This is a genomic window from Mucilaginibacter defluvii (assembly GCF_039543225.1).
In the GTDB taxonomy this organism is placed as follows: domain Bacteria; phylum Bacteroidota; class Bacteroidia; order Sphingobacteriales; family Sphingobacteriaceae; genus Mucilaginibacter; species Mucilaginibacter defluvii.
The window spans coordinates 1,203,849-1,228,983 of record NZ_BAABJI010000002.1 but is presented as its reverse complement, the minus strand read 5'-3'; the positions used below and the strand labels follow the sequence as shown (position 1 = coordinate 1,228,983).

Below are 25,135 nucleotides of genomic sequence, written 5' to 3'. Positions count from 1 at the left end.
GGCGATAAAAAAGCTATGTTTGCATTGTAAACCATTATAAACAAGGCTTCGTTTGTTAGCGAAGCCTTACCAAGCTTTTAACTGACCTGTATGCCAAAAACCTGGCTAAAGAGTTTTTTCTTTATTGCGTTTTTAATGCCATTATGCCTGCGCGTTTCGGCCCAGGTGCCGCTGCTGTTAAATGATGAGGAAAACCAGCGTTTTTTTACGTTTAATGAGATAGAAGCGCTGCCCGATTCAACCGCGTCGCTCGCCTTTGGGCAGGTGCTGAGCAAACAATATGCGAGACAGTTCAGGCCGAGCAAGTTATCCTCACCTAAAACCGGTGAAGCTGGTTGGGCTTACTGGTACCGAATCCGCATAAGCAATACAAACAATACCCGCAAAAACTGGCTGCTGGAGTTTATGGATCAAACCATTGACAGCATTACGGTTTACTCACCACGCAAAGAGGGCGGTTACAGCAAAACATCCTTTGGCGCGGCTTACCATTTTGACGAGCGGCTTTATCACCATAAAAACTTTACGCACAATATCAGCGCCGATCTGCAAGGCACGCATACTTATTATATCCGTATAGTATCGCACCAGCCGGTAAACGTTATTGTGGTGCTGCGGTCGGTAAGCTGGTTTATCCATTACGCGCTTGATGAATACCTGTTTTTTGGGGCATTTTATGGTATGCTTACCGTTTTCGGGTTGTATAACCTGATGATGTTTTTCGCCATCAGGCAAAAGCAATACCTGTACTATGTGCTGTATAATGTGAGCATCGGTTTTTACGAAATGTGTACCGATGGTATTGCCTATCAGTACGTATGGCCTAACTCACCAAATTGGAATCAGTACGCTTATGGTATCGCCCTATATTTTGCAAGTGTATCGGGCATGTTGTTTACGCTAAGCCTGCTGCACGTAAAAGCCCGTGCCCCCAAGATGTATAAGATTTTTGTTTGGGCGATAGCGTTACGCTCGATTTTCTTTTTAGGCTGTTTAGTTATTGATAAATGCTGGTTCAACTATAAAATTATTGAGATCGTTCCACTTCTTTTGGCTTGCTATACCGGTTTTTATGTAATGCGCAAGGGTTATTGGCCGGCACGTTTTTTTGTGGTGGGTTACAGCTTTTTGTTTGTAGGCTTCATTATAAAATTACTCATAGCGCTTGATGTGCCCTGGTTGCCATTCGGGCCGGTAACGCATTATAGTCTGAGTTTTTGCTTTATTATGGAGATGCTGTTCATTTCCTTCGCTATCGCGGAGAAAGTGCGTGCCCTTAAAAAGAAAAAGGATTATGTGCAGCGCCGCATCATTAGGCAGATGAAGCAGAACGAGGAACTGAAGGATAACATTAACCGGCAGTTAGAGGAACAGGTAAAAGAGCGTACGCGTGAGCTATACATAAAATCAGAAGTGATTGAGCAGCAGAACGATGAGCTCAAAGCCATGAACCTGCTGCTTAAGGAACAATCCGAAGAAATATCGCGCATAAACGTATTGCTCGAAAAGGATAACATAACCCTGCACAACGATATTGAAAAAGTAACGCATGACAGGGTAATGTCTGCCGAGGTGGATTTTGAGGAATTCAGCCGCATTTACCCCGACCGCGAAACCTGCTTTGGCTTTTTAGCTAAGCTGAAATGGGAAAAGGGCTACGCTTGCCGCCGTTGCGAACACACCCATTACAGCGGTGGGCATTTGCCTTACAGCAGGCGTTGTTCCAAATGTGGGTATGAAGAGTCGGTGATATCCTATACCATTCTGCAAAATACCCGCATACCCATCAACAAGGCTTTTTACATGATATTTTTGATGTATTCCACCAAAGGCAAAATATCATCGCATAAACTATCTGAGGTGCTGGACATTCGGCAGAGCACCTGCTGGGCCTACAGCTCGCGTATAAAAAAGGTAATGGAAACAAAAAAGAAGGAACTGCGCAACGCCGGCCACAAAGGCTGGAGCAAGCTGGTGATTGATGTGGATGATGATTGAGGGTACGCGCAAGTTTTGTAAGTATTAAAATTTACATACTTTTAGTTCATCAATGCAACTGAAAGACAATAAACGCACCATTTGGTCGTGGGCTATGTTTGATTGGGCCAACTCGGCTTACAACCTGGTGATCACTACCACTATATTCCCGGCTTACTATACCGCTATTACAGCCAACAACGGTACCCATAAGGTTGATTTTTTTGGACACACTTTTATCAATACCGCCCTGGCTGATTATGCCCTGGCAGCCGCTTACCTTGTTATCGCACTCATGCTGCCGGTACTAACCGCCATTGCTGATTTTCGTGGTAATAAAAAGGTGTTCATGCAGTTTTTTACCATGATAGGTGCCATAAGCTGCGGGCTGTTGTTCTTTTTTCATAAAAACGACATCGAAATGGGGATCATCTGCTTCGCGATGGCGGCCATTGGTTATTGCGGGGGCTTTGTGTTCTACAATTCATACCTGCCCCAGATTGCCAGTATCGAAATGCAGAATAAGGTGAGCGCCAAGGGTTTTACCTACGGCTATATCGGTAGTGTGCTGCTGCAACTCATTTGTTTCGCCTTTGTGTTAAAGCCCGATTGGTTTGGCATAACCGATGCTTCTTTGCCTCCACGCTTGTCATTCTTATTAGTAGGCGTATGGTGGATCGCCTTCGCACAGATACCGTTTACTATTCTCCCGAAAGGTGAGCCAAATACCACCGCTCAGCATAAAAATATAATTAAAGGTGGCTTTGCCGAGTTAGGAAAAGTTTGGAAAAAGATAGGGCAGATGCCGCTGCTTAAAAAGTTTTTACCGGCATTCTTTTTCTACTCTATGGGTGTGCAAACCGTTATGCTGGTGGCAACCAGTTTTGGTGCTAAGGAGCTGGGTTTGCCTCAGGAAGCATTGATCGCCATCATCCTGATCATCCAGCTGGTGGCCATTGGCGGTGCCATTTTAATGTCGCGCCTGGCGGTTAAGTTTGGCAATGTGCGCATTTTACTTATCGTAGTTATGCTATGGATAGTGGTTTGTGTATCGGCATACTTTATTACTACGGCAACACAGTTTTACATATTGGCCACGTTGGTTGGTTTGGTAATGGGCGGTATACAGTCGCTTTCACGCTCCACCTACTCCAAATACCTGCCGCAAAACATTCCGGATACAGCATCATTCTTTAGCTTTTTTGATGTTACCGAAAAGCTGGCTATTGTAGGCGGTTTGTTCAGCTTTGGTTTTATTGAGGAACTGAGCGGAAGCATGCGTAATTCAACATTGGCGCTGTGCGTTTACTTCGCTATCGGATTGATATTTTTATTCGTTTTACTGTCTGCAGAGAAAAAAGCAGTAAAAAATGTTGATTTTAGCGCCGTCTAATTTTATTTGTGCGGATGAAGGTAGAGCTTTTTGTACCCTGTTTTGTTGACCAGTTATATCCCGAGACGGCTTTTAACACTGTAAAGCTGCTTGAAAAGGCGGGCTGCAACGTAGCGTTCAACCCTAGCCAAACCTGTTGCGGGCAACCAGCTTTTAACGCCGGTTTTTGGGATGAGGCCAAAGAAGTGGGCACCAAGTTTCTGAACGATTTTGAGCAGGATAGCATCATCGTAACCCCATCGGCATCGTGTACCGGTATGGTTAAAAATTATTATAACGATTTGTTCACCAATACCATCGAGCATAACAAATGCCGTAACATTCAAAGCAATATTTACGAGTTGTCTGATTTCTTAGTGAACATTTTGCAATTCGACTATTTCGGCGCTGAGCTTGATGGTCGTGCTGTTTACCATGACAGTTGCAGTGGTTTACGCGAGTGCCATATAAAGGATGAACCCCGCCAACTATTGTCAAAAGTATTTGGTTTGGAGTTGGTTGAAATGAAGGATAATGAAACCTGCTGCGGCTTTGGTGGCACCTTTGCGGTAAAGTTTGAGGCTATTGCCAGCGCTATGGCCCAGCAAAAGGTAGATAACGCCCTTGCCGCGGGTGCTGATTATATTATCTCGACAGATGCTTCATGCTTGTTGCACTTGCAAGCCTATATTGATAAGAATAACCTGCCCATAAAAACCTATCACCTGGCCGATGTATTGGCTAATGGCTGGGGCAATGTATAATAGTTATTTATTACCGGCCAGTATCTCCAGCAAAGCATCGATCAATGGCGCCTGCCCTGGGTTGATGTAAACACGGGCATCATCAACAGTAAAGAAGTTTCCCTTATCCACCTCCGGTATTACAATGGTTTTACCTGATTTAGGCGGCCAGGGCAGCGCGAAGGTATTGCTTACTATCTTGGTAGTATCCACATCGCCCTCAACAGCCCAGGCATTTACTATTTTACCACTGCGTTGTTTCACCGGCGGCAGGGGAGTAAACTCACCATGTATTTTTTGCCCGGTTTCCTCTTCAAACTCACGTTTCGCAGCCACTAGGGTGTCTTCATCGGGGGCAAGCTCTCCTTTGGGGATAGACCATGCGCCCTTATCTTTATTCTTCCAGAACGGTCCGCCAGGATGTACCAGGAAGATCATGGGCTCGTTATTCAGCATCTTATACAGTAAAATTCCGGCGCTTTGTTGTGGCATGGTCAATATTTTGATTTGCTGTTAAAACCATTGCTTTTATATTTAGTTTTGCCACATGTTTACAGGTATTATTGAAACGCTTGGCAGGATAGTAACGCTCGAAAAGGAGCATAGCAACCTGCACATCACGGTTGAATCAGCCATTACGCATGAGTTGAAAATCGATCAGTCGGTTGCTCACAATGGTGTTTGCCTTACGGTTGTGGCTGTTGCCGATGGCTTGCACACGGTAACCGCTATTGACGAAACGCTGAGCAAAACCAGCCTCGGCCATCTCAAAACCGGCGACCTGGTAAACCTGGAACGTTGTATGCAAATGAATGCCCGTTTGGATGGCCATATTGTACAGGGCCATGTTGACCAAACCGCTATCTGTACCGCCTTTACCGAGCACGGCGGTAGCTGGGATTACACCTTTGAATACGATGCCACTACAGGTAATGTAACTGTTGAGAAAGGCTCTATCTGCGTAAATGGCATCAGCCTTACGGTGGTTAATTCAAAGGCCAACAGTTTTTCGGTAGCCATTATACCTTACACTTACGAGCATACCAATTTGCAGCACGTACGTGTTGGCTCGGTAGTCAATCTTGAGTTTGATATCATAGGCAAATACGTTGCCCGCCTGATGCAGCGTTAACGGCTTAGCGCTTCAATGCGTGAGCTGCTGTAAGCCATATACTGCTGATGATTTTTTGGTGGTTTTGATACCAAGTACTTTTTGTAGTATTTGATGGCCTGTTTCTTATTCTTAAGTTTATCATCATACAAAATAGCCAGCGCGTAAAGCGTAACCGGCCGCTCATTGTATTGCAGTGCTTTTAAATAAGCCGCTAATGATAATTTGGTCTTTTTAAGCCGGTCATAACTTTCGCCAATTTCGCCGTAATAAGAGTCGACAGATGGTGATATGGCTTTTTCGATGGCTTTTTCAAAATAACCGATTGCTTTAGGTTGATCTTTTAAACCTTTATAAGCCATGCCAGTATAGTACAGCGACGCTTCTGTCTGCGTATCATCGGTGAATTTACCGTAGGTCTCGATACATTGACGGTACTTTTTTTCGATGTAGTAAGATGTGCCTAACATGCTGATCACCGCGCCGGACATATCGCCTTCCTGAATAAGTTTATTGCACAAGTTAATCGTCTCAGCAGTTTTGCCTTGCTGAAAGGTGATTTTGGCTTTGCCCAAAACAAGCGTCAGGTTGGTACTATCGGCAGCAAGTGCGGGCAATAGTATTTTATCCGCCTGGTCGAGTTGCTTGACCGTTACATAAAAGCTGCTCAGATCAAAAGCCACATCGCCATCCAACGGGTTTATTTTGTTTGCTTTTTGCAGGTAATGCACATAACTCCCGATATCGCCCAGGTTTTTTGAAAGTGCGCTAAGCTGCCTGTAAACGTTAAAGTTAGCACTGTCTTTTTTAAGTATTTGTTTATAATAGATAAGGGCTTTCGCGCTGTTGCCGCGTCGGTTATTTATATTGCCGAGGTTGTATAATACCGGCACGTTAAGCGAGTCTGTTTGAAGAATGCGTAAATAATAACCCTCGGCTTGCGGTAACTTGCCGCTCATTTGCGCGGTGTATGCCAGTGCAGACAGTATTTTGCTATCAACTACATCATCTCCATATATACCATTAAGGTAGGAGTAGGCGTCAGCATAACGCTGGTTTTGATAGTAATCCAGCAAAATCGCGGCATCATGTTTAGGCGAATTTTGTGCATTTGAAGTTAAAAACAGGCATATAATGCCTATTAAGATTAATAGTCGCTTCATTTAACTAATTTATTAGTTGATTTTGACATATCCAAACTTTGGCAACATTATTGTTTTATGTATTGCACATCATAAATTGAAAAACTATGGATAAGCTAAAAAAATTCGCGCTGATGGAAAAAATTGTCCATGAGCTTGAGGATTTAAAAAACAGCCAGACGGCTTTGATACAAAAGATCGCTAAAATAGAAGTGGACAACATTGAGCTTGGCGATAAAAGGTTAGAGAAGGATCTGCCGGATATGCATCAGCGTGTAGCTGACAACCTGGATACCATCGCGGCTATACTTGACGATTTCGCTCAGCAAACCGATGAGTTTAGCGATAAAAACAACATCAGCGCCCTGAAAGAGCAGGAAGCTATAAATAATGCATAAACAGCAAAAGCTGAGTACTGAAAAGGTCTCCGCCGATAAGGCGGAGACCTTTTTTATGATCATAGGTTTTTTCTATAAAGCTTAAATAATAAATTTAACTCTATAGAACATGAAGCCTTACAATTTGTAAGATGTTCGCTTTTATTCAACTTCTTAATTAATGCTTTTGCCCTTCATAGCATGGCTTATGGCCTGGTCCATCAGGCGCTCGGCAAAGGGGCGCGTAAACTCGTTGAGCTCGTCAATACGTTTGTGTATTAAATCTTTATCGCCGCTATTTAACGCTTGTTTAAGCGCTGATACGTGTTGGTTTGTTTGTGTGGTTTCCTCCTCAGTTACCGAGGATCCATGTTTCTGCAAAAAGCGCTCCACAGTATAAATCATCTGCTCGCCCTCGGTACGTGCCTCAATAATCATGCGCTGGCTTACGTCGTCCTTGGCATGGGTAATGCTGTCCATTAGCATTTGTTCTACTTGGTCATCAGTAATGCCATAGGTAGGTTTTACTTCAACTTCTTGTTTAACTCCCGAGCGTAACTCTATGGCCTGCACTTTTAAAATGCCGTCTGCGTTCAGTAAAAAGTTAATATCAATTTTTGGGAAACCTGCCGGCATTGCCGGTATGCCCTTCAGGTTAAACTCGGCTAGTTTACGGTTTTCTTTAACCAAATCACGCTCCCCCTGGTATACGGCAATTTTCATATTCACCTGCCCGTCAACGGAGGTAGTATATTGCCGGCCGGCCTTGGTAGGTACTTTGGCATTGCGCGGGATAATAACATCCATCAATCCGCCCATGGTTTCAATACCCAACGAAAGTGGGGTAACGTCAAGCAGCAAAATATCTTTACGGTTACCGGCCATAATATCAGCCTGAATAGCGGCACCAAGGGCAACCACTTCGTCAGGGTTGACCTCGTCGTGCACCGGGCGACCAAAAAACTCAGCCACCATTTGCTTAACCAGCGCAGTACGGGTTGATCCGCCTACCATTACTACTTCATCAATTTGTCCAACACTCAGTTTAGCGTCTTTGAGCGCGTTTTGGCAACAGGTGATGGTTTGCTGTACTTTAGGCAATATCAGTTGCTCAAAAGTCCGGCTATCCAAGGTGCACCATATATCGCCCAGTTGTTCGTTAAACAGGCTTTGGTGTGCAAATGATTTTTTCGCTTCCTCAGCCTTTAAACGTAATTGCTGCGATAGTTCACGGTTATCTGCCAGTTGTGCTTTGTTCAGGTTGTTCTTTGCTATCCAGTAGTCTATAATGGCGCGGTCAAAATCATCGCCACCTAAAAAGGTATCGCCGTTAGTAGCCAGGACCTCAAAAATGCCATTCTGAATTTGCAGTATCGATACGTCAAACGTGCCGCCGCCCAAATCATACACGGCAATGGTCTTGGTTTCTTCGGGGTTAAGGCCTATTCCATATCCCAAACTCGCGGCGGTAGGCTCATTTACTATACGCAATACATCCAAACCGGCAAGTTTACCTGCATCGCGTGTTGCCTGGCGTTGCGAATCATTAAAATAGGCGGGTACGGTTATCACCGCACGGTTAACTGGTGTCTTCAGGGCGTGCTCGGCACGCTCTTTTAATTCTTTAAGTATAAGTCCGGATAGTTCAATAGGAGTATAGAATTTATCGCCCACATTGATTTTAACCAGGCTTTCGGAATTATCATCAATTACCTTATACGAGAAAAAATCCTTGTAATTTTCAATGTCATGGTACGAGCGGCCCAATAGGCGCTTAACCGAGAAGATGGTATTCTGCGGATCGGTAACCAGATAATTTTTAGCATCATTACCCACAGTTACTTCGCCGGTTTGGCCGAAATGAACAATCGACGGTACCAACACCCCTTTACCGGCATCATTAATCACCTGCGCGTTCTTGTCTGGGTTGATGAAGGCCACCAGCGAGTTGGTGGTACCCAGATCGATACCTACAATAATCTCTTCTTTTTGTAACGAGCCTGTTGCCAGGTTTATAGAAACTTTAGCCATAACGGGGCAAATGTAGCAAGATTTAACAGGCCTAATGTCTTTTTAATCTCTAATTCTCAATTCAGTTGCGTAATATTTATATTTTTGTTCACCCGGTTATTTACTACGAATGGGCAGGCATTTAAATGAATTATAAAGGCTATCTTACTAAAAATCTGCCCGCTATTGTTTTGAGTCTGTTTCTGCTGGCGTTTTTTAAAAATGCCGACGCGCAAACGTTCGGGGGCAACCCACCAAGCCTGCAATGGAAACAGTTTAACACCCCCGCCGCACGGGTGATATTTCCTGCCGGGATGGATAGCACCGGCCTGCGCGTTACCGTGCTGATTAATCGAATAAACAACGTAGTAAAGCCATCCATCGGCTCCAAACAAAAACAGATTAACATCGTATTACAAAACCAGACTACCGAGAGCAATGGCTATGTAGGCCTGGCGCCATTTCGCAGTGAATTTTACCTTACACCACAACAAAATAGCTTTGAATTAGGCAGCATATCATGGTCAGAAATGCTTGCTGTTCATGAGTTTAGGCATGTTCAGCAGTATAATAACTTTAACGTAGGCTTATCGCATGTTTTAAAGTTGTTGTTTGGCGAGGGTGGGCAGGCCTTCGGCAATGCCTTAAGCGTGCCAAACTGGTTTTTTGAGGGCGATGCCGTTTACAACGAAACCCTGGTTAGTGCGCAAGGCCGGGGGCGTTTGCCTTATTTTTACAATGGCTTTCGCGGGTTGTGGGCTGCCGGTAAGGTTTATAACTGGATGAAGTTGCGCAACGGATCATATGTTGATTATGTGCCCAACCATTATCCTTTAGGCTATATGATGGTTGCATACGGACGCGAAAAGTATGGCGACACGTTTTGGCGAGACGTTACCCATGATGCAGCGGCTTATAACCGTTTGTTCTATCCGTTTCAAAACAGTGTTAAAAAGCACGCGGGAATAAAATTTTCCACCTTCCGTACCGAAGCTTTGAATTACTTTAAGCAGCAGTTTAATGATGCTGCTCCGCAAAAAACGGCTAAACATTTTATTGCTGATGAAGAGTTTCCGGCTTTTGTTAATGATAGTACCATCATTTATCTGAAAAGCCCTTACAATAACATAGCTGCATTTTTTATCCTTTCGGGCGATAAGGAGCGCAAGATAACCACACGGGCAATTTCGCAGGACAGATATTTCGATTATGCCAACGGTAAAATAGTGTATGCCGCCTACCGGCGTGATTTACGCTGGGGTTACCGCAATTACCACGAACTGCGTGTTGTTGATGTTAGCAGCGGGCACGAACGTACCATTACCAGCAAAACCAAGTACTTTTCGCCATCATTTAGTGCCGATGGCAAGCGTATTGTAGCGGTGCAGGTCAACCCTGATGGCAAGGCGGCACTGCATATACTGGATGCACAGACAGGCAAGCTTATTTCGGATCTTCCAAACAATGCCCGGTTGTTTTATACTTATCCTAAATTCCATGGCAGTGATGTCATCTCCGCTGTTCGTAACGCTAAAGGGGAGATGGGTATAGTTAAGATAAACACGGTTGATGGTGTACAGCAAAGCTTATTGCCATTCAGCTATCAGCCAATTGGGTACATTAACGTTAGGCATGATACGGTATACTTTACCGGCACATCAGGTAATAACGATGCGTTGTTCGCCCTTGCAATTAATGATAAAAAGTTGTTTAAGCTGCGCAGTGATCTTAAAACTATTGGCAGCTACCAACCGGCTGTGTCAACCAATAAATTAGCCTGGGTGGGTTTTACGGCCAGTGGCTATCGAATAACACAGGCTGATAAACGCGATATACAATGGGAGCCCGTCAACGCTGAGAATTTACCGGGCGGTTTGCCAGATTACCGGGTTTCATCGCTTGATAAAAATACAGCATCAGGCTTAATTGGGGTTGACGATACGGTATACAGTTATCCAGTCACTAAATATAAGAAAGGCTATAACCTGTTCAACTTTCATAGTTTGATACCGGAGATCAGCGATCCCGATTATCGCATATCGATAGCCGGGCAGAATATATTGAACACGTTTGAGTCGAACATTTACTTTAACTACAACCGTAACGAAGGCTATAAACAAGCCGGTTTTGATTTAATTTACGGTGCGCTTTTCCCGTATCTCTCTGCCGGTGCCGATTATATTTATGAACGACGGCGCATATATCGCGGCAGCGATATTTACTGGAACGAATTTAATTTACACGGCGGCTTGCAATTACCTTTTAACTTTACCCGGGGCAAAAAAATTACAGGCTTAAATGTAGGTACCGATGTATATTACGCCCAAACCAATTACCAGGACGGCTTTGAAGCATTCAACAGGCATTTTACTTACCTAAACAGTTACCTGTCATTCTCAACGCGCATTCAACAGGCAAGGCAGCATATCAACCCGCGCTGGGGGCAGTCGTTTACGTTTATTTATAAAAACGGTTTGAGCCTATCGGCGCATCAGTACCTCGCTTCCGGTACGTTTTATTTACCGGGCTTATGGCCAAATCACAGTTTGGTTATTAATGCAGCCCATCAGGAGCATGGGTTAGATAACCAAGTGAGCTTTTCAAACAATTTTCCATTTTCAAAAGGATACTCGGTTGAAAACCTGTACCGTATGGATAAGCTTGGTGCCAATTATCATTTTCCAATCGCTTACCCGGACGCGGGCGTGGCCAACACCATCTACCTGATGCGGGTTAGGGGCAACGCGTTTTATGAGTATACCCGCGCGTCAGACTTTTACAATACCGGTAATAAATTTAAAGCGAACTTTAGAAGTGTAGGCGGAGCAGTATTTTTTGATACCAAGGTTTTTAATGAAACATCCATCTCATTCGGTTTAAGATATAGCCGTTTGCTTGATCCTGACCTGTTTGGCGGCACCGGGCGGGATAGATTTGAGATTGTGTTGCCGGTGAGTATTTTTTAAAGGTACAGTTGCACCATTTGCCGCCAGTAACGGGGGCGATGCGCATAGTTATCCCAAATGTATAGGTTATTAGGTATGCCCTTATCCCACAAAAGCTGGCTAAACTCATAGTTGTTGGCTAAAAAGGGATCTGTTTCACCTATAGCAAATATGTACTGTGAAGTCCGTATGCTATCGAGCAGATCGCCTTGTTGCATGTTGCCCATAAACTGCAGGGGCGAGTTGTAATAAATATTATCGTCGCGATAACCATCGAACAGGTCCTTAAAGTCGTTGATATTGCGCGTGAGGTCGTACCGCCCGCTCATGCATATCACTTTGTTAAACAATGCAGGGTGTTTAAGCGCGATGTTTGCCGCATGGAATGCGCCCATACTGCAACCGGCTACCTCCATTACATCGGTATTGTTTTTTGAGCGAATGAAGGGCAGCACCTCTTCCAGTATGTAATCCTCATACTGCAGATGCCTGATTATGCGTGCAGAAGGATGGGTGGATTGATTGTAAAAGCTTTCGGCGTCTATGCTATCCACACAGTATACCTGTAATTGCCCATTATCAAGCTGGTCGCGCAATACTTCGATTATTCCCCAATTCTCATAATCATAGAACCGTGCCATACGTGTAGGAAAGAAAAGGACGGCCCGCCCGCTGTGCCCAAACACCAAAAGCTCCATGTTGCGTTGCAAATGGGTACTATACCATTTATGATATTCCCTGTTCATTGAGGAGGCATAGCTTTTTGGTGGTGAATATCAGTAGCGCATGTTACTTAACTGTGAACAAATAATTAATGATGACGATACAACTGTTCGGCCACCACCTGTTTCCACAGTTCATAACCTTCCTTGCTCAGGTGCAATCCGTCGTTAACAAAATACCTGCCCTTTGGATAGTCGCCTGCATCAACCATATGGCTAAATATATTGATAAAATGCCAGTTATCGCTGCTTTTAACTATTTCTGTCTCAATTAAATTGTTGGTATACTTAAACCTGTCGATGATGTTTCGCCGGTTAATGCTTGGCTTAAGCGATATATAATAACATTGGATATTACCAAAGCGCCGGTTAACTTCAACCATAAGCTGCTTGAAAAATATGAAAACCTCTTCCGGCGTACGCCCGTCGCCCAGGTCGTTATCACCGGCGTAAACAACCAACCTTTTCGGGTTATAGGTAAGCATTATGCGCTTAAAAAACCACACGCAGGCCGCCAGTGTGGAGCCGCCAAAGCCCAGGTTGACGGGTTTAAGGTCAGCAAAATCACTATACAGCGTTTCCCATAACCTTATGGACGAGCTGCCGTAAAATAATGTTTCGGGCTCATAGGTAAGTTGCTGGCTCCTTTTTTCTAACTGCTTAACGTCTTCTTCGTACCAATACATTTACAATCGCTTTTGCGGTTTCAAAGTAAGCAAATAATTTTCCAGCGCAATGTTAACATTTGCTTTTTGCTTAGATATAAGTGATAATTGGCAATGCAAACATTTATAAGCATTGATAGTTTTTTAGCTATCTGCACATGCCGCTTAATTATAAGTAATAAACAAAAAGCGCTGTGTTTTACGTTATAATAGTTTTTCAATTTCTCCGATAAGTGAATGGCTGATAACCAGTGGAAACGTTTTATGCGCTCAATAAAGGGTAAGGTTGTATTTGCCTTTATACTGGCATGCGTCGCCCTTTTTTTGGCATGGAACGTTAGCCGTGGCGCGTTTAGCGAAATGCTGGCGGCGGTTGAAAATATATCTACCCCTAACAATAAACTGCGTATTGTAAACGATCTTTCGCGCCGCGTGGCACAGCTCGATCAGATGCAGCGCATGCAGGTATTGCGTAACGGTGGCGAGCACGATAGCTTTTTTAAAGAGACACGCCGCATCAACCGGTCTATTGATACGTTACAGGGCTATTACCAGAATGACAGGGTTCAGCTATGGCGATTAAAATCTCTACGTAAGCTGTTACGCGAGCGCGATAAGCTGTTTATGAACTATTTGCAGGTGCGCGAAAAGCTGGTTAATAATAAACTGTTTTCGGCCCAGGTAGAAGTGTTGAATGATTTGGTCGACAAAAACGCCCGGGCAGACAGCGCAGCTGTTACCACCGAAAAGAAGGTATCGACCACCATTGTTTACCCGCAGAATAATGAGGACAGGCGCGGATTTTTTGGAAAGCTGTTTGGTAAAAAGAAAAAGCCTGCCGATACGGCTTATAAGGTGGTTAGCGAGCAGCTCAACATCGAAAAGGATACCGTAGCCCAGGCTATTAAGGACAGCATCATGGAAAGCATGACGCAGGCTGTTGCCCGTATTGAGAAGAACCAACTGCGTAAAAGTGCCCAGTTCATTAATCAGGAAGTAGTGCTGGCCAAGGCCAATACAAAAATCATTACACAAATACTATCAATACTTAAGCAGGTTGAAAATGAGGTTGTATCGCAAATAGAGTACAACAACGCCCATGCTAAAACGGTAGTTAATACCAGCGTTAAAAAGATCAGCCTGATCATACTCGGTTTCTTCCTGATCACGCTAATTCTGGTGGCATTGATCCTGATCGATATATCGCGAAGCAACCGCTACCGTAAGGAGCTGGAAGAGGCCAAGGAGACAGCCGAATACCATAGCATGGCTAAGCAGCGCTTTTTATCAAACATGAGCCATGAGATACGAACGCCGCTGCAATCCATCATTGGTTATGCTGAATTAATTCGTCAGCAGGAGCACCCGCGCCGTAACCATATTGAGGCTATCTATCAATCCTCCGGCCACCTGATGCAGATTGTAGACGAAGTGCTGGATTATAACCGTATCATATCAGGTAAGTTCACTTTTACCAATGCTGCCTTTGATATGCTGGAAGTATTGAATGAGGTAGCATCGGTAGTACGTTTTCAGGCCGAAAAAAAGCAGCTTAAACTCGAACTAAAAGCCAACTTTGCTGCGGAGATATATGTCAATGGAGATGCTTTCAGGCTTAAGCAGGTATTATATAATTTGTTAGGCAATGCCATAAAGTTTACAGAGCAAGGATCAGTACAATTAATAGTAAGTTGCGCCAGGCATAGCGAGCGTGCCAATTTCACCTTCAGGGTGGATGATACCGGTATGGGTATGGCTCAGGCAGACCTGCAAAAAATATTTAACGAATTTGAGCAGGCTGATAATAACCGAACGCAGATTGGCACCGGGCTGGGCCTGACCATAAGTAAACAATTAGTTGAAGCACAGGGTGGAAATATACAAGTGAACAGTAAGTTAGGAAAAGGGTCAAGCTTTATATTTCATTTAAGCTATCCGATTGTAGCAGCGCCCGAGAAACAGCATCAGCATCATACGCCAGCCTTGCTTAATACCGGAACAGATATGGTGTGGATAGTTGACGATGATAATTTTATCCTCGAAATGTGTTCATTGATGCTTACTAAACATAACATCAGCCACCGTAGTTTCAATTCGGCGCAGCAGGTACTCGACGCCAACTGGACCAGCGATGTAAAATACATCCTGATGGATATACGCATGCCCGGCATGAGCGGTATTGAACTTTGTAAGCTGCTGCGCCAAAAATTGCCTCATGAGGTACACCTTTTCGCACTTACGGCGCAGGTTATCCCGCAGGAGCGGGAGAGTATTTTAGCTGCCGGATTTAACGGAATACTTAAAAAGCCGTTTAAAGAGCACGAACTTATTGAGATACTCGACCTGGATGAAGAGCCGGTTATAGCCCTAGAGACCATCGACATTAGTAACCTCGAGAAAATGACTTTTGGTGACAAAGAGCAATTGGCGCGAATACTCGAGCTGTTTACAGAAGACACTTTGAATGATATTAACAGCCTGAAGCGTTTGCTCGAAAACTATACCGACGAAGCGCTGGAAGAAATAGCGATAACCGTACACCGTATGGCCGGCCGTACGGCGCAAATTGGTGTTAAAAACCTGGCCGCTGATCTTCGTTCAGCTGAGCTTGAGCTAAATAAAGCGGATACGCTTACTAATGCGCACACCAACAGGTTGCTGGCCTTGATCATCCGCTTGCAGCAGGTTAGGGAGCAAATACGCCGCGATTATTTACACAACGCCGAAGTTTAAGAATCGAGGCCGTAGCGCTCAATTTTTGCATAAAGCGTTTTACGATCAATGTTCAACAACTTTGCTGCCTTTGATTTATTGTACTTTACTTTTTGCAAAGTTTGCTGTATAACGGCTTTTTCGTTAGCCTCATTCAATGCTTTCAGGTCGGCATCAGCAGGCGGCGTTACCGGTAGATGCGTAATGTAATTGCTCATTTCATCAGGTAACGATTCTGCACCGGCTTCCTCTCCGCGGGTTAGTAATACCATGCGCTTGATCACGTTTTTCAGTTCGCGCAGGTTACCCGGCCAGTCGTAACGGTTAAGCAGTTCCATCGCTTCCGGCGATATGCTTTTAACATTACGTTCAAGTTCCTGATTAGATATCGTAATAAAATGGTTGATGAATAATTGCAGATCTCGGCCGCGCTCGCGCAGGGCAGGTATCTGTATCTTGAATTCATTTATACGGTGATACAGATCCTGGCGGAAATCACCATTGCTTACGCTGCTCAGCAGGTCGTCATTAGTAGCGGCGATGATACGCACATCAACCTTGATCTGTTTAGTGCTGCCCAGTGGCTGTATGGTGTTCTCCTGCAAGGCTCGCAGCAATTTTACCTGCACATCATAACTCAGATTGCCAATTTCATCCATAAACAGTGTACCGCCATCGGCCACTTCAAACAAGCCTTTCTTATCAGTCAAAGCACCGGTAAAAGAGCCTTTTATATGACCGAACAATTCGCTTGCCGCCAGATCTTTTGATAGCGCCCCGCAATCAATCGCTATAAATGGTTTATCCGCACGTTTACTGCGTTCATGTATAAAACGCGCGGCATGTTCCTTACCGGTACCGCTTTCACCCTGTATTACTACCGACATATCGGTAGGCGCAACCAGGTCGATGTATTCGTAAAGTTTATCTGATTCGGCGCTTGTGCCCTTTATAAATCCGGGATAGCTGGTAGTGCCGGCTTCTGCCGGTTTGGTTGTTTTAACAGGCGTTGCCTTTTCCTCTGTTTTAACATTTAATGCTGATTTCAAGATCATCAGCAATTCATCCGGATTAACGGGTTTGGTGATATAATCGGCCGCGCCCATTTGTATGGCTTTCACAGCCGTACGCACATCGTTAAAGCTGGTCATCATTACGGCCGGAATTTTTAATCCCTTATCATGCGCATGGGCCATCACTTCAAGCCCGGTACCATCGGGTAAACGGTAATCAAGCAGTAACAGATCAAAAGCTTGATCATCCAGCTGCGTTAAAGCATTCTTGATATTATTTACAGCAACAACCTCATGGCCATTTCTTGGTAAAAAGCCTTGTAGTATTTGTGAAAATGTAGTATCGTCCTCAACCAGTAATATTTTCGCCATCGGTAGTTTGTTGCAAATAAGGCGTAAAAATACAAAAGCCGGAATAAATTCCGGCCTTTGATGTTGAGGTATATTGTGATTATGAGTGCTTATTATTGCTTAACCGGGCGTCCGTCCTTGTCAAGCTTTACAAATCGCAGGTCATCACCTTTTTTCAGGTTGATGATGTAGTACTCTGCAGTACCTGCTTTTACTAATGATGCATCAACCGCGGTGTATTCTTTTACCGCATCGCTTTTCAGCGTGGTTTTTACTGCTTCAGGTAATTCCTCTACTTTTACAGGTGTTTTAACCTCCTGTGCTGTTGCACCCGCTGTAGCTGTGGCAGCGGCACCGTTAGCGCCGGCAGCAGTTGAATCCTGTTGAGTTTGTTGTGCAGGTTGTTGCTGTGATGCTGCAGGTTGAGTGGTTGATGTATTTTGTGCGTTTGCGTTAACTACTCCTATTAGGCCTAAAAAGGCTACTGACAAAATGATCTTTTTCATAGTATATATATTTTATTTAAGTACGATAACTTATAATACACAATTGTGCCAGCTAGAAGCGTATATACAATGATACTGATAATCAGTAATTTAATAAAATAGTGTTAATTTAAACATGGGGAGCATCTCCACAATGTGCCCTGTTAAGCGGCAAAAGTCAGGGAATAAGCAGCTGCTTAAATTGCAGGCTGTCGCCTTTAAAGGCGTTAAAGTCTACCTCGTGGGCTATACCATTTACATAAGCCCTGTCCGAATGTTGCCAGAACCACCAGTTGGTTTCCTCTGGTAAATTCAGTTCATGCTTGTAATAATGCGCGATCCATAGAGGGTATTCATCAAAGTATCCGGCTAAATATTCCTTATAAAAGCTGATGTTGGTATAAATTACAGGCTTTACGTGTGTTTTCTTTTGCACATGATTGATGAAGGCAGTAAGCTCCTTCCGCATTTTTTCGGGAGATACGCCGTCGGTTACTTCAATATCAACCACTGGCGGCAGGTCGCCGCTTTCGGGCTTAACATTCTGCAAAAAGAAACGCGCCTGCCACAGGCCATTCTTTTTAGGGTGGAAGTAATGATACGCACCGCATACGATACCGAATTTCGGTGCTTCGCGCCAGTTACGTTTGAAATACGGGTCGGCAGTGAGTAAACCTTCTGTAGCTTTTATAAAAGCAAAGCGGATGCGCACACTATCTTCTTCCATGGTGCTTACCTGCTGCCAGTTTATGTTGCCTTGCGCGTACGATACATCAATGCCATGAATTTTATAAGCCACGGGTATATCTATATCAAAGCTTTTATACGTACGGTAAGTCGCAGGTTTGCCGCCGTCCCATATCCACCGCCAGGTTGAGGAGAAAAATTTTACCACATACCCGTAGTAAAAAGGCGATAGTAATATAAGTGCTAAGCCAATGGCATAAGGGTACCAGTTAAAGGTATTGCCCGGCCTTTTCTTTTTAGTACCTGCCGATGGCTTTCGTTTTACCGTTGCTCTGGGTTTTACAATAGCGGGTTGTTTACGGGGTGGCACGGCACAAAATTATAAAAATAAAGCAGGCTGTTTTATGGCCTGCTATATTTTATGGACTCTAATCAGTTGAATACTATTGAGAGTTCGCTTGCAAATAATTCAATACTATAATCTTCATAAAAGTCAACATAGTAACAGTATAATCCCTTTTCAGAATATTCAAATAGCTTTCCGTTTTTCTCAAACCGGCCTCTGTAAATGTTGTCTACAGTTAATTTAAAAAAAATGCCGTTGGTAAGATAATCGCTTATTTTAGAAACTACTATGTCCTTAAATGTAATTGGACTGATCCAATTTCTGAAGTTGGATCAAGAACGGTAAAGAGTAATGTTAAAGAATACTGATCTAACTTAATTTGTGTGCAATCAAAGTGGTTATGTAAATCAATATATATATTGCCGTTATTAAATTCAGCCAGATTTTCAAATAGCTCAGGCTTCAATAATTTAACTTGATGCACTTGATTTTAACTTTTTCGTTGAATGATGCAACGTTCGTTCTTCAACAATTCCTCTGACTCGGCTATCTCGTATACCGATTTCATGCGCTTCTCCTCAGTTTTATAATATTTCTTTAATTCCTTGCGGTGATAGGCCTGGTAAAACCGGCGTACTTCTTCATCGGTTTGTAATATGAGGCCTGGTACAGGTAGCGTATTACGGTGCTCATCCATGGCTACCATGGTAAGATAGCTGGTGTTGGTATGCTTTACGTGTTGGGTGGTCACATTTTCAGAGATCACCTTGATGCCGATAACCAGCGAGGTTTTGCCCACATAATTAACCGAGGCCATAAGCGATACCAGTTCACCAACCTCGACAGGCGCTAAAAAGTCGATGGTGTCAACAGACGCGGTAACGCAGTAGGCCCCGGCATGTTTGGCGGCGCAGGCGTAAGCTACCTTATCCATCAGTCCCATAATAATACCGCCGTGTATCTTGCCTCCAAAGTTAGAGTAAGCGGGTATCATCAATTCAGTAAGCGTAGTTTGAGAGGCGGCTACGGTTTTAAAATCTTCCATGTCTACAGTTATTTACCAGCCATTGATTTTTCGCGGATCGCTCTGAACTCTGAATTCTTCTTCCATTGCGGAAAGGTGGTCTCGCCGGCCAGTTTAGCGCCGATCCGGTACAGGATATTTGCGGTTTGCGTCATGCCGCTCAAATCCATATCGCGCGTATAGTTATCTGACGGTTGATGATAGTGCTCGGCATTAAATGTGTCTGCCTGTTTTGTGCCCCATTCGCGGCCATGTTCCTTGTTGTCGGGGCCGGTATGCATATCTAAAGCAGGTACGCCTACCTTGGCAAAGTTGAAATGATCCGAGCGGTAATAACCCCCAGCCCAAGGATTGGGATCGGCTTCGACTGTTAAGCCTTGTTCCTTGGCTATGGCTTCCACATAGTCTTCCAAATCGTTCTGGCCTCTTCCTGTGATAGGGATATCCTTACTCTCGCCATCGGGTGAAAGGGCATCCATATTCAGATTTCCAACAGTTTTATTCAATGGGAATAGTGGATGTGAACCATAATATTCCGAACCCAATAAGCCTTGTTCTTCGGCTGTTACCGATAAAAATACTATGGAGCGCTGAGGTTTTTCTTTAGCGTTTTTAAAAGCTTTTGCCATTGCAAGCAAAGCGGCCGTTCCGCTGGCATTATCAACCGCGCCATTGTAAATGCTGTCACCTTTTGCATCCGGCTGACCAATGCCCAGGTGATCCCAATGCGCCGTGTAAATAATGTATTCATCAGGCCTGGTGCTGCCCTTTAACACCGCCGCTACGTTATGCGAGGTAGAGTATTTTAATTTATTGACAATACTAATAGTAGTTGTGGTTTTAAGCGGGACCGCTTTAAATTCTTTTTTACGGGCATAAGCGCGCATATCCTCAGTAATACCTGCACCGGCTAATAACTTTTTGGCTGTTTCCTCACTTACCCAGCCTTCCATTTTGCAGCGGGAAAGGTGCTTGTCATCCTGTTGCAAATAAAGTTTCGAACCAGAAAAACTGGTGTTCACCACGCTCCATGGATAGCTCGCTGGTTCTGATTGATGGACTATTAGCACACCCGCGGCACCCTGGCGGGCAGCCTCTTCATATTTGTACGTCCAACGGCCGTAATAGGTCATGGTATCGCCGTGAAATAGCGTACGGTTGCCCGACTTAAATCCCGGATCGTTCACCAGCACCACTACGGTTTTGCCTTTAACATCTAAACCCTTGTAATCATTCCAACCATACTCCGGCGCTACAACACCGTAACCTGCAAATACCAGCGGAGAGTTTTTTATCTCTACGGATGATAACTCCTGCCGGGTAGATGCCACGAAATCAGTACCGGGTTTTAATGTTGCCGATGTTTTGCCATTCAACTGCATGGCCGTAGGCGTGCCGGTAATTTCAACCAAAGGCACATCCTGAAAGTAGCTGCTGTTGTTAGCTGGCTCTAAGCCTATTTGCTTAAACTGTGCAGCCAGGTAATTTATCGTTTTGGTCTCGCCCTCGGTAAAAGGTTTGCGGCCGGTAAGCGAATCATCCGCCAGCGCTGAAAGATAACCGCGAATGTCATTATCGGCAATAGGGCCGGTATCTGTTTGGCTATCTGTTTTTTTGTTATTGTTACAGCTAAACCAAACTGCGGCGGTTAACATCAACCAAAAGATTAAGGCGTTGCGTTTCATGGTGTTCATACTCAAATGTAATAAGCGCATTTCAAAAAGACAATTTTACAGCAATAGATGATTGGTGTATTAACAGAAAAGGGTTATCAATTAGCTGATAACCCTTTTCTGTTTGTTTTATAATGTTGTTCTAATCGGCGTCTTCGTCAGGTGTAAAATCCTTGTCTGAGCGCGAAGCTTCGTAATCAGGTTCACCGTCCTGTTCGTCGCTCTTAAAATTCACTTTGTCGTTTTTTTCGTCAGACGGTTCTGTGCGGGCGAAATACGCATTGGTATAACCCGCGTTTTGTGACGGGTTATTAGGCGCATCGCCGGAAGGCGTATTGTTCTCCTCGCCAAAAGCATGACCGCCATAACCGTGGCTTTCCATACCCGGAGCATCGGCCTTCTTTACCTCGCCACCCAATATCGATTTTTTTAGGTTCTCCTCTTTCAGGTTGCTATCATCATCAACCGGATAGGCATTAGCTTCGCTATTCGGGTTTTTGTTTTTCAATTCATCATCGCTGTAAGCATTCATAACATTAGTTATTGGTACTCATAAATAAGCTTTGGTTTGATGAAATTGTTTTTATAATTGATAGATTGTAGTTCATAGTTGATAGATCATGGTTCATTGTAAAGAAGCTGTTTTCTATATTCCAACTATTAACCATAAACCATCAACCATGAACTACTCTCAAAACACTTTTGCGCGTATTTCCTTCGCTATTTCTTCCGTAACACTGATAATGTCTTCAGCTACATGGCCGTTATTGATAACCACCTTGTGGCATTCATTTTTATACGGCAGTAAGTACTCTTTATATGCAGGCACCACGTGGTTAATCCATTTATAGTGCACATCGTCGTTTGAGTAGCCGCGCTCTATCAAGTCACGTTTTAAACGGCGTTGCAGGGCAACATCTTCATCCGCATCAATAAATACCTTCAAATCCAGCATGTCGGCAATTTTGCGGAAATGCAGGATAAACAAACCCTCAACAATCAGTATCGGCGCTGATTTTATTTCGAGCGTTTTTGGCTTGGCGTTGGGGTTGTTAAATGTGTACTCAAGTTTGTTGATGCTTTGGTTGTTCAGCAGTGCCTCAATATCGTTTTCAAAATGGGTATGGTCAATGGTATCGGGCAGGTCAAAATTATACAGCTTATTTTCCTCGGCCGTCATGGTATGTCCAACCGGAAAGTAATAGTCATCCTGCGATACAAGGGCAACCTCGTTGTTACTGAAATGCTTTAAAAAACACTTTAAAAAAAAAGTTTTGCCAGAGCCGCTGCCACCGGCTATGCCAACTATATAGGGTTTATTCATTCGTAGTACCGTAGCTTAAATTTACGTGGAAACGTTTATCAAGCGCGCCTAATGATTCGGCTACATTTTTAGTCATGACAATGATAACGTCCTTGGTTGATTCGTTATCGGTAAAGCGGCCAACAACCTTTGCAAATGTGGTACGGTTGGTCATGGGGTTGATAATCTTGATCACCGTGCCGATAGGAGCTGTACGGTGCAGCACCAGTTTCTTGTTCGGGTCAAGTCCGGCCTCTTCCATCCAGGTGGCCACGCCTTTTTCATTCTTTTCGTACAAGCCGTAACGGTTTGGGCGAACACCGGCGCCTACGGAGTCGGTTGTTGATACGGGCATCGGTTCTGTCGAGTCGCGCACGGCGGCAACTTTACTGGTGTCCGGCATGGTAACTACCGGGGGCGGGGTAGTGGCGGTTTTGTTGGCACGCACTTTAATAATTTGCCCGGCGGTAAGCGATTTTTTTGTGAGCTTGTTAATGTTTACAATATCATCAACCGTTGTATTAAAGCGGCGCGCAATGGCAAACAAAGTTTCACCGGCTGATACCTTGTAATCCTGGTATTCGGGGATGTTGCCTGCGTCCGCGTTCGGTTGAGTTTGTTGCTGCGCTGCGGGTGTGTTGTTAGCTGGCGTTTTTTGTGCTGGCTGTTGCGCAATCGGCCTGGTTTGCGTTTGTTGCTGTTGGACGGGTGGGGTAGTAGTAGCTACCTGTTGCTGGCCATCTTCATAAGGTAACTCAGTAGGTACTTTAATTACATTGCCGATGCGCATAGGCGCGTTGTTGTTAAATTTGATGATCGCGTTTGGCTTTACATTGTAACGGCGGCCGATGGCGTAATAATTATCTTTTGGATCTATTTTATGCAGGATGATCCTTTTTCCGTTCTGGTTTTCAACGCCAATTGAATCAATTACGTTACCTGCAAATACGGGGACTGAAAAGGTAAAGGTTGATATCAATAATAAAGGGAGCTTAAATTTCATAATGTTTTATAATACAATAAATTATAATTCCAAAACCAACAATTCGGTTCTGTTTTTCAGGCAGATAAGCCAATTTTTATGTAATACAAACGCCTCGGGCTGTAATTTTTGTATACCGGTCATCAATAATTCTTCGTAACAAATACGGTTGTTGTTAAGTACGAACAACCATTGTTGCAATACCCCGCCGTTACGGGTGTGCAAAGATACAATTCTGTAACCATTGTGCTCAATATAATGTATCAAACCACCTGCAGGCTCTAAATGCTGTAGCGGTACAGGCAGTTGTTGTATCGGCAGGTACTGCGGAACGTCAACCTGTTTTAAAAAATCATTATCAGTAATACAATCATAAGGCCTTAACACTTTACCCGTTTCAATATCATGCACATAAAGCTTTTTGGGCAGCATTTGTGTGTTGAATAATACCGGTCCGGCATCGCTTAAATGGTCGTAAGCGAGCGAGAAATTGCTCCACATTTCCGATCCGTACTTAGCATTTATGGCGGTAATGCCTTTGTGTACCGGGGTACTTTCACTTTGGAAATAGTGCAGCAGCAACACGCCGTTATGGATGGTTTCCATGCCGGTGAGCCAGCGTTCGTGCGTGGTGTAGTTCTCAAAATTTATCTGTGCGCCAGGCAGATCGATGGCGGCAAAGCTTGTCGTTCTGTCAGCCTCGTTCCGTATCTCGAGTGCCAGAGTTGCAGTTACCTCATCAATATCCATGCGCCAGATAACGCCGTTAAAGCTTTTTTGTATGAAGGGTTTCCATGCTGTCATAAGTTTGCAAATATCCCCATAATTATTAAAAACTGCTTAGCTTTGGTACAAACATTGACTTTATATACCTGTTAAACACAAAACCACAATTAAATAATATGGACGCTAAAGAAATAAGCCTCGAAGAACGTAAAGTAAAACCGGTTGTTGATTTGTTAAATGACCTGTTAGCTAATTACCACATTCATTACCAAAAACTAAGAGGCTGCCACTGGAATATTAAAGGACAAAACTTTTTTACCCTGCACCTTAAATTTGAAGAGCTATATACCGAGGCGCTTACTACTATTGATGAGCTTGCCGAAAGGATTTTGACCTTAGGCAAACCACCGCACAGCACCTTTGCCGATTATATCAAAGAATCATCAATCAAAGAAATAAACACTATAGGTATGAAAGATACCGATATGGTGCGTGCTATTATTCAGGATATGGCTACTTTGATTGCTATGGAACGTGAGATATTGGATGTAACCGCCGATGCGGGCGACGATGGTACCAACGACATGGTTAACCGCTTTATGCAATTCAAAGAGAAAACTACCTGGATGCTCCGTTCATTTGTGAACGAAGATTAAGGTTTAGATTTAAGATATTAGATTTGAGACCTTAAAATAAGCTCATAAAATAATATAAAAAGAGAAGTCCCGCTAAATTTAGCGGGACTTCTCTTTTTAAAAACATGCAGTTT

At 43.9% G+C, this 25,135-nt stretch carries 22 protein-coding genes; 8 read left to right on the top strand and 14 right to left on the bottom strand.

The window, feature by feature from the left end; genetic code table 11:
• Positions 1-90 precede the first annotated feature (90 nt).
• Genes ABD960_RS11530 through ABD960_RS11520 form a run of 3 tightly spaced genes read left to right on the top strand, consistent with a single transcriptional unit; the run spans position 91 to position 4,113 of the window.
• Positions 91-1,998, top strand: coding sequence for a 7TM diverse intracellular signaling domain-containing protein (locus ABD960_RS11530; RefSeq protein WP_345331306.1), 1,908 nt, complete (start codon positions 91-93; stop codon positions 1,996-1,998).
• A 52-nt stretch (positions 1,999-2,050) separates the two neighbouring features.
• On the top strand, positions 2,051-3,370 hold the full coding sequence (locus ABD960_RS11525) for an MFS transporter (protein ID WP_345331305.1): 1,320 nt from the start codon (positions 2,051-2,053) through the stop codon (positions 3,368-3,370).
• A 14-nt stretch (positions 3,371-3,384) separates the two neighbouring features.
• Positions 3,385-4,113 (top strand): (Fe-S)-binding protein, encoded by a 729-nt coding sequence (locus ABD960_RS11520; RefSeq protein ID WP_345331304.1) that lies wholly within the window; start codon positions 3,385-3,387, stop codon positions 4,111-4,113.
• Between the two features lie 3 nt (positions 4,114-4,116).
• Here the strand turns inward: ABD960_RS11520 and ABD960_RS11515 are convergent, their stop codons facing one another.
• Positions 4,117-4,584, bottom strand: a complete 468-nt coding sequence (locus ABD960_RS11515) for an NUDIX hydrolase (protein WP_345331303.1) — start codon at positions 4,582-4,584, stop codon at positions 4,117-4,119.
• Between the two features lie 55 nt (positions 4,585-4,639).
• Between ABD960_RS11515 and ABD960_RS11510 the strand changes: the two genes are divergently transcribed.
• The gene (locus ABD960_RS11510) at positions 4,640-5,224 is read left to right on the top strand and encodes a riboflavin synthase (RefSeq protein WP_345331302.1); all 585 of its coding nucleotides are present in this window, start codon (positions 4,640-4,642) and stop codon (positions 5,222-5,224) included.
• Here ABD960_RS11510 and ABD960_RS11505 read toward each other — a convergent pair.
• Positions 5,221-6,366 (bottom strand): tetratricopeptide repeat protein, encoded by a 1,146-nt coding sequence (locus tag ABD960_RS11505; protein WP_345331301.1) that lies wholly within the window; start codon positions 6,364-6,366, stop codon positions 5,221-5,223. The two genes, ABD960_RS11510 and ABD960_RS11505, sit on opposite strands and share 4 nt — an antisense overlap.
• Before the next feature lie 86 nt (positions 6,367-6,452).
• Between ABD960_RS11505 and ABD960_RS11500 the strand changes: the two genes are divergently transcribed.
• Positions 6,453-6,743, top strand: a complete 291-nt coding sequence (locus ABD960_RS11500; protein WP_345331300.1) for a hypothetical protein — start codon at positions 6,453-6,455, stop codon at positions 6,741-6,743.
• A gap of 153 nt (positions 6,744-6,896) precedes the next feature.
• On the opposite strand, the gene hscA is transcribed toward ABD960_RS11500, so the two are convergent.
• Positions 6,897-8,753, bottom strand: coding sequence for a Fe-S protein assembly chaperone HscA (hscA, locus tag ABD960_RS11495; protein ID WP_345331299.1), 1,857 nt, complete (start codon positions 8,751-8,753; stop codon positions 6,897-6,899).
• Between the two features lie 125 nt (positions 8,754-8,878).
• Here hscA and ABD960_RS11490 point away from each other — a divergent pair, with 125 nt between their 5' ends.
• Positions 8,879-11,698 carry a hypothetical protein gene (locus ABD960_RS11490; RefSeq protein ID WP_345331298.1) on the top strand — a complete coding sequence of 940 codons (2,820 nt, stop codon included), beginning with the start codon at positions 8,879-8,881 and terminating at the stop codon, positions 11,696-11,698.
• Here ABD960_RS11490 and ABD960_RS11485 read toward each other — a convergent pair.
• Both ABD960_RS11485 and ABD960_RS11480 read right to left on the bottom strand, forming a co-directional pair.
• Positions 11,695-12,423 carry an esterase family protein gene (locus ABD960_RS11485; protein ID WP_345331297.1) on the bottom strand — a complete coding sequence of 243 codons (729 nt, stop codon included), beginning with the start codon at positions 12,421-12,423 and terminating at the stop codon, positions 11,695-11,697. The genes ABD960_RS11490 and ABD960_RS11485 overlap by 4 nt on opposite strands.
• Positions 12,424-12,488: 65 nt before the next feature.
• Entirely contained in the window at positions 12,489-13,085 is a 597-nt protein-coding gene (locus tag ABD960_RS11480) for a GDSL-type esterase/lipase family protein (protein WP_345331296.1), read from the bottom strand.
• 216 nt (positions 13,086-13,301) lie between these two features.
• Between ABD960_RS11480 and ABD960_RS11475 the strand changes: the two genes are divergently transcribed.
• Positions 13,302-15,797: a hybrid sensor histidine kinase/response regulator gene (locus ABD960_RS11475; protein ID WP_345331295.1), complete on the top strand. Its 2,496-nt coding sequence runs from the start codon at positions 13,302-13,304 to the stop codon at positions 15,795-15,797.
• On the opposite strand, the gene ABD960_RS11470 is transcribed toward ABD960_RS11475, so the two are convergent.
• The 9 genes from ABD960_RS11470 to ABD960_RS11430 form a co-directional block, all read right to left on the bottom strand.
• Positions 15,794-17,161, bottom strand: a complete 1,368-nt coding sequence (locus ABD960_RS11470; protein WP_345331294.1) for a sigma-54-dependent transcriptional regulator — start codon at positions 17,159-17,161, stop codon at positions 15,794-15,796. The genes ABD960_RS11475 and ABD960_RS11470 overlap by 4 nt on opposite strands.
• Before the next feature lie 92 nt (positions 17,162-17,253).
• Positions 17,254-17,646 (bottom strand): hypothetical protein, encoded by a 393-nt coding sequence (locus ABD960_RS11465; protein WP_345331293.1) that lies wholly within the window; start codon positions 17,644-17,646, stop codon positions 17,254-17,256.
• A 157-nt stretch (positions 17,647-17,803) separates the two neighbouring features.
• Positions 17,804-18,682, bottom strand: coding sequence for a glycoside hydrolase family 25 protein (locus ABD960_RS11460; RefSeq protein WP_345331292.1), 879 nt, complete (start codon positions 18,680-18,682; stop codon positions 17,804-17,806).
• 466 nt (positions 18,683-19,148) lie between these two features.
• Positions 19,149-19,703 (bottom strand): acyl-CoA thioesterase, encoded by a 555-nt coding sequence (locus ABD960_RS11455; protein ID WP_345331291.1) that lies wholly within the window; start codon positions 19,701-19,703, stop codon positions 19,149-19,151.
• An 8-nt stretch (positions 19,704-19,711) separates the two neighbouring features.
• Complete coding sequence (locus ABD960_RS11450) at positions 19,712-21,367, bottom strand: M28 family metallopeptidase (protein ID WP_345331290.1); 1,656 nt, start codon at positions 21,365-21,367, stop codon at positions 19,712-19,714.
• A gap of 130 nt (positions 21,368-21,497) precedes the next feature.
• Positions 21,498-21,887 (bottom strand): hypothetical protein, encoded by a 390-nt coding sequence (locus tag ABD960_RS11445; RefSeq protein ID WP_345331289.1) that lies wholly within the window; start codon positions 21,885-21,887, stop codon positions 21,498-21,500.
• A gap of 159 nt (positions 21,888-22,046) precedes the next feature.
• Complete coding sequence (locus ABD960_RS11440) at positions 22,047-22,679, bottom strand: uridine kinase family protein (RefSeq protein ID WP_345331288.1); 633 nt, start codon at positions 22,677-22,679, stop codon at positions 22,047-22,049.
• Positions 22,672-23,661 (bottom strand): DPBB and LysM peptidoglycan-binding domain-containing protein, encoded by a 990-nt coding sequence (locus ABD960_RS11435; protein WP_345331287.1) that lies wholly within the window; start codon positions 23,659-23,661, stop codon positions 22,672-22,674. Before ABD960_RS11435 ends, ABD960_RS11440 begins: the two co-directional genes overlap by 8 nt.
• Positions 23,662-23,682: 21 nt before the next feature.
• The gene (locus ABD960_RS11430) at positions 23,683-24,444 is read right to left on the bottom strand and encodes a DUF4905 domain-containing protein (RefSeq protein ID WP_345331286.1); all 762 of its coding nucleotides are present in this window, start codon (positions 24,442-24,444) and stop codon (positions 23,683-23,685) included.
• 98 nt (positions 24,445-24,542) lie between these two features.
• Between ABD960_RS11430 and ABD960_RS11425 the strand changes: the two genes are divergently transcribed.
• Positions 24,543-25,022, top strand: coding sequence for a Dps family protein (locus tag ABD960_RS11425; protein WP_345331285.1), 480 nt, complete (start codon positions 24,543-24,545; stop codon positions 25,020-25,022).
• Positions 25,023-25,135: the final 113 nt, after the last annotated feature.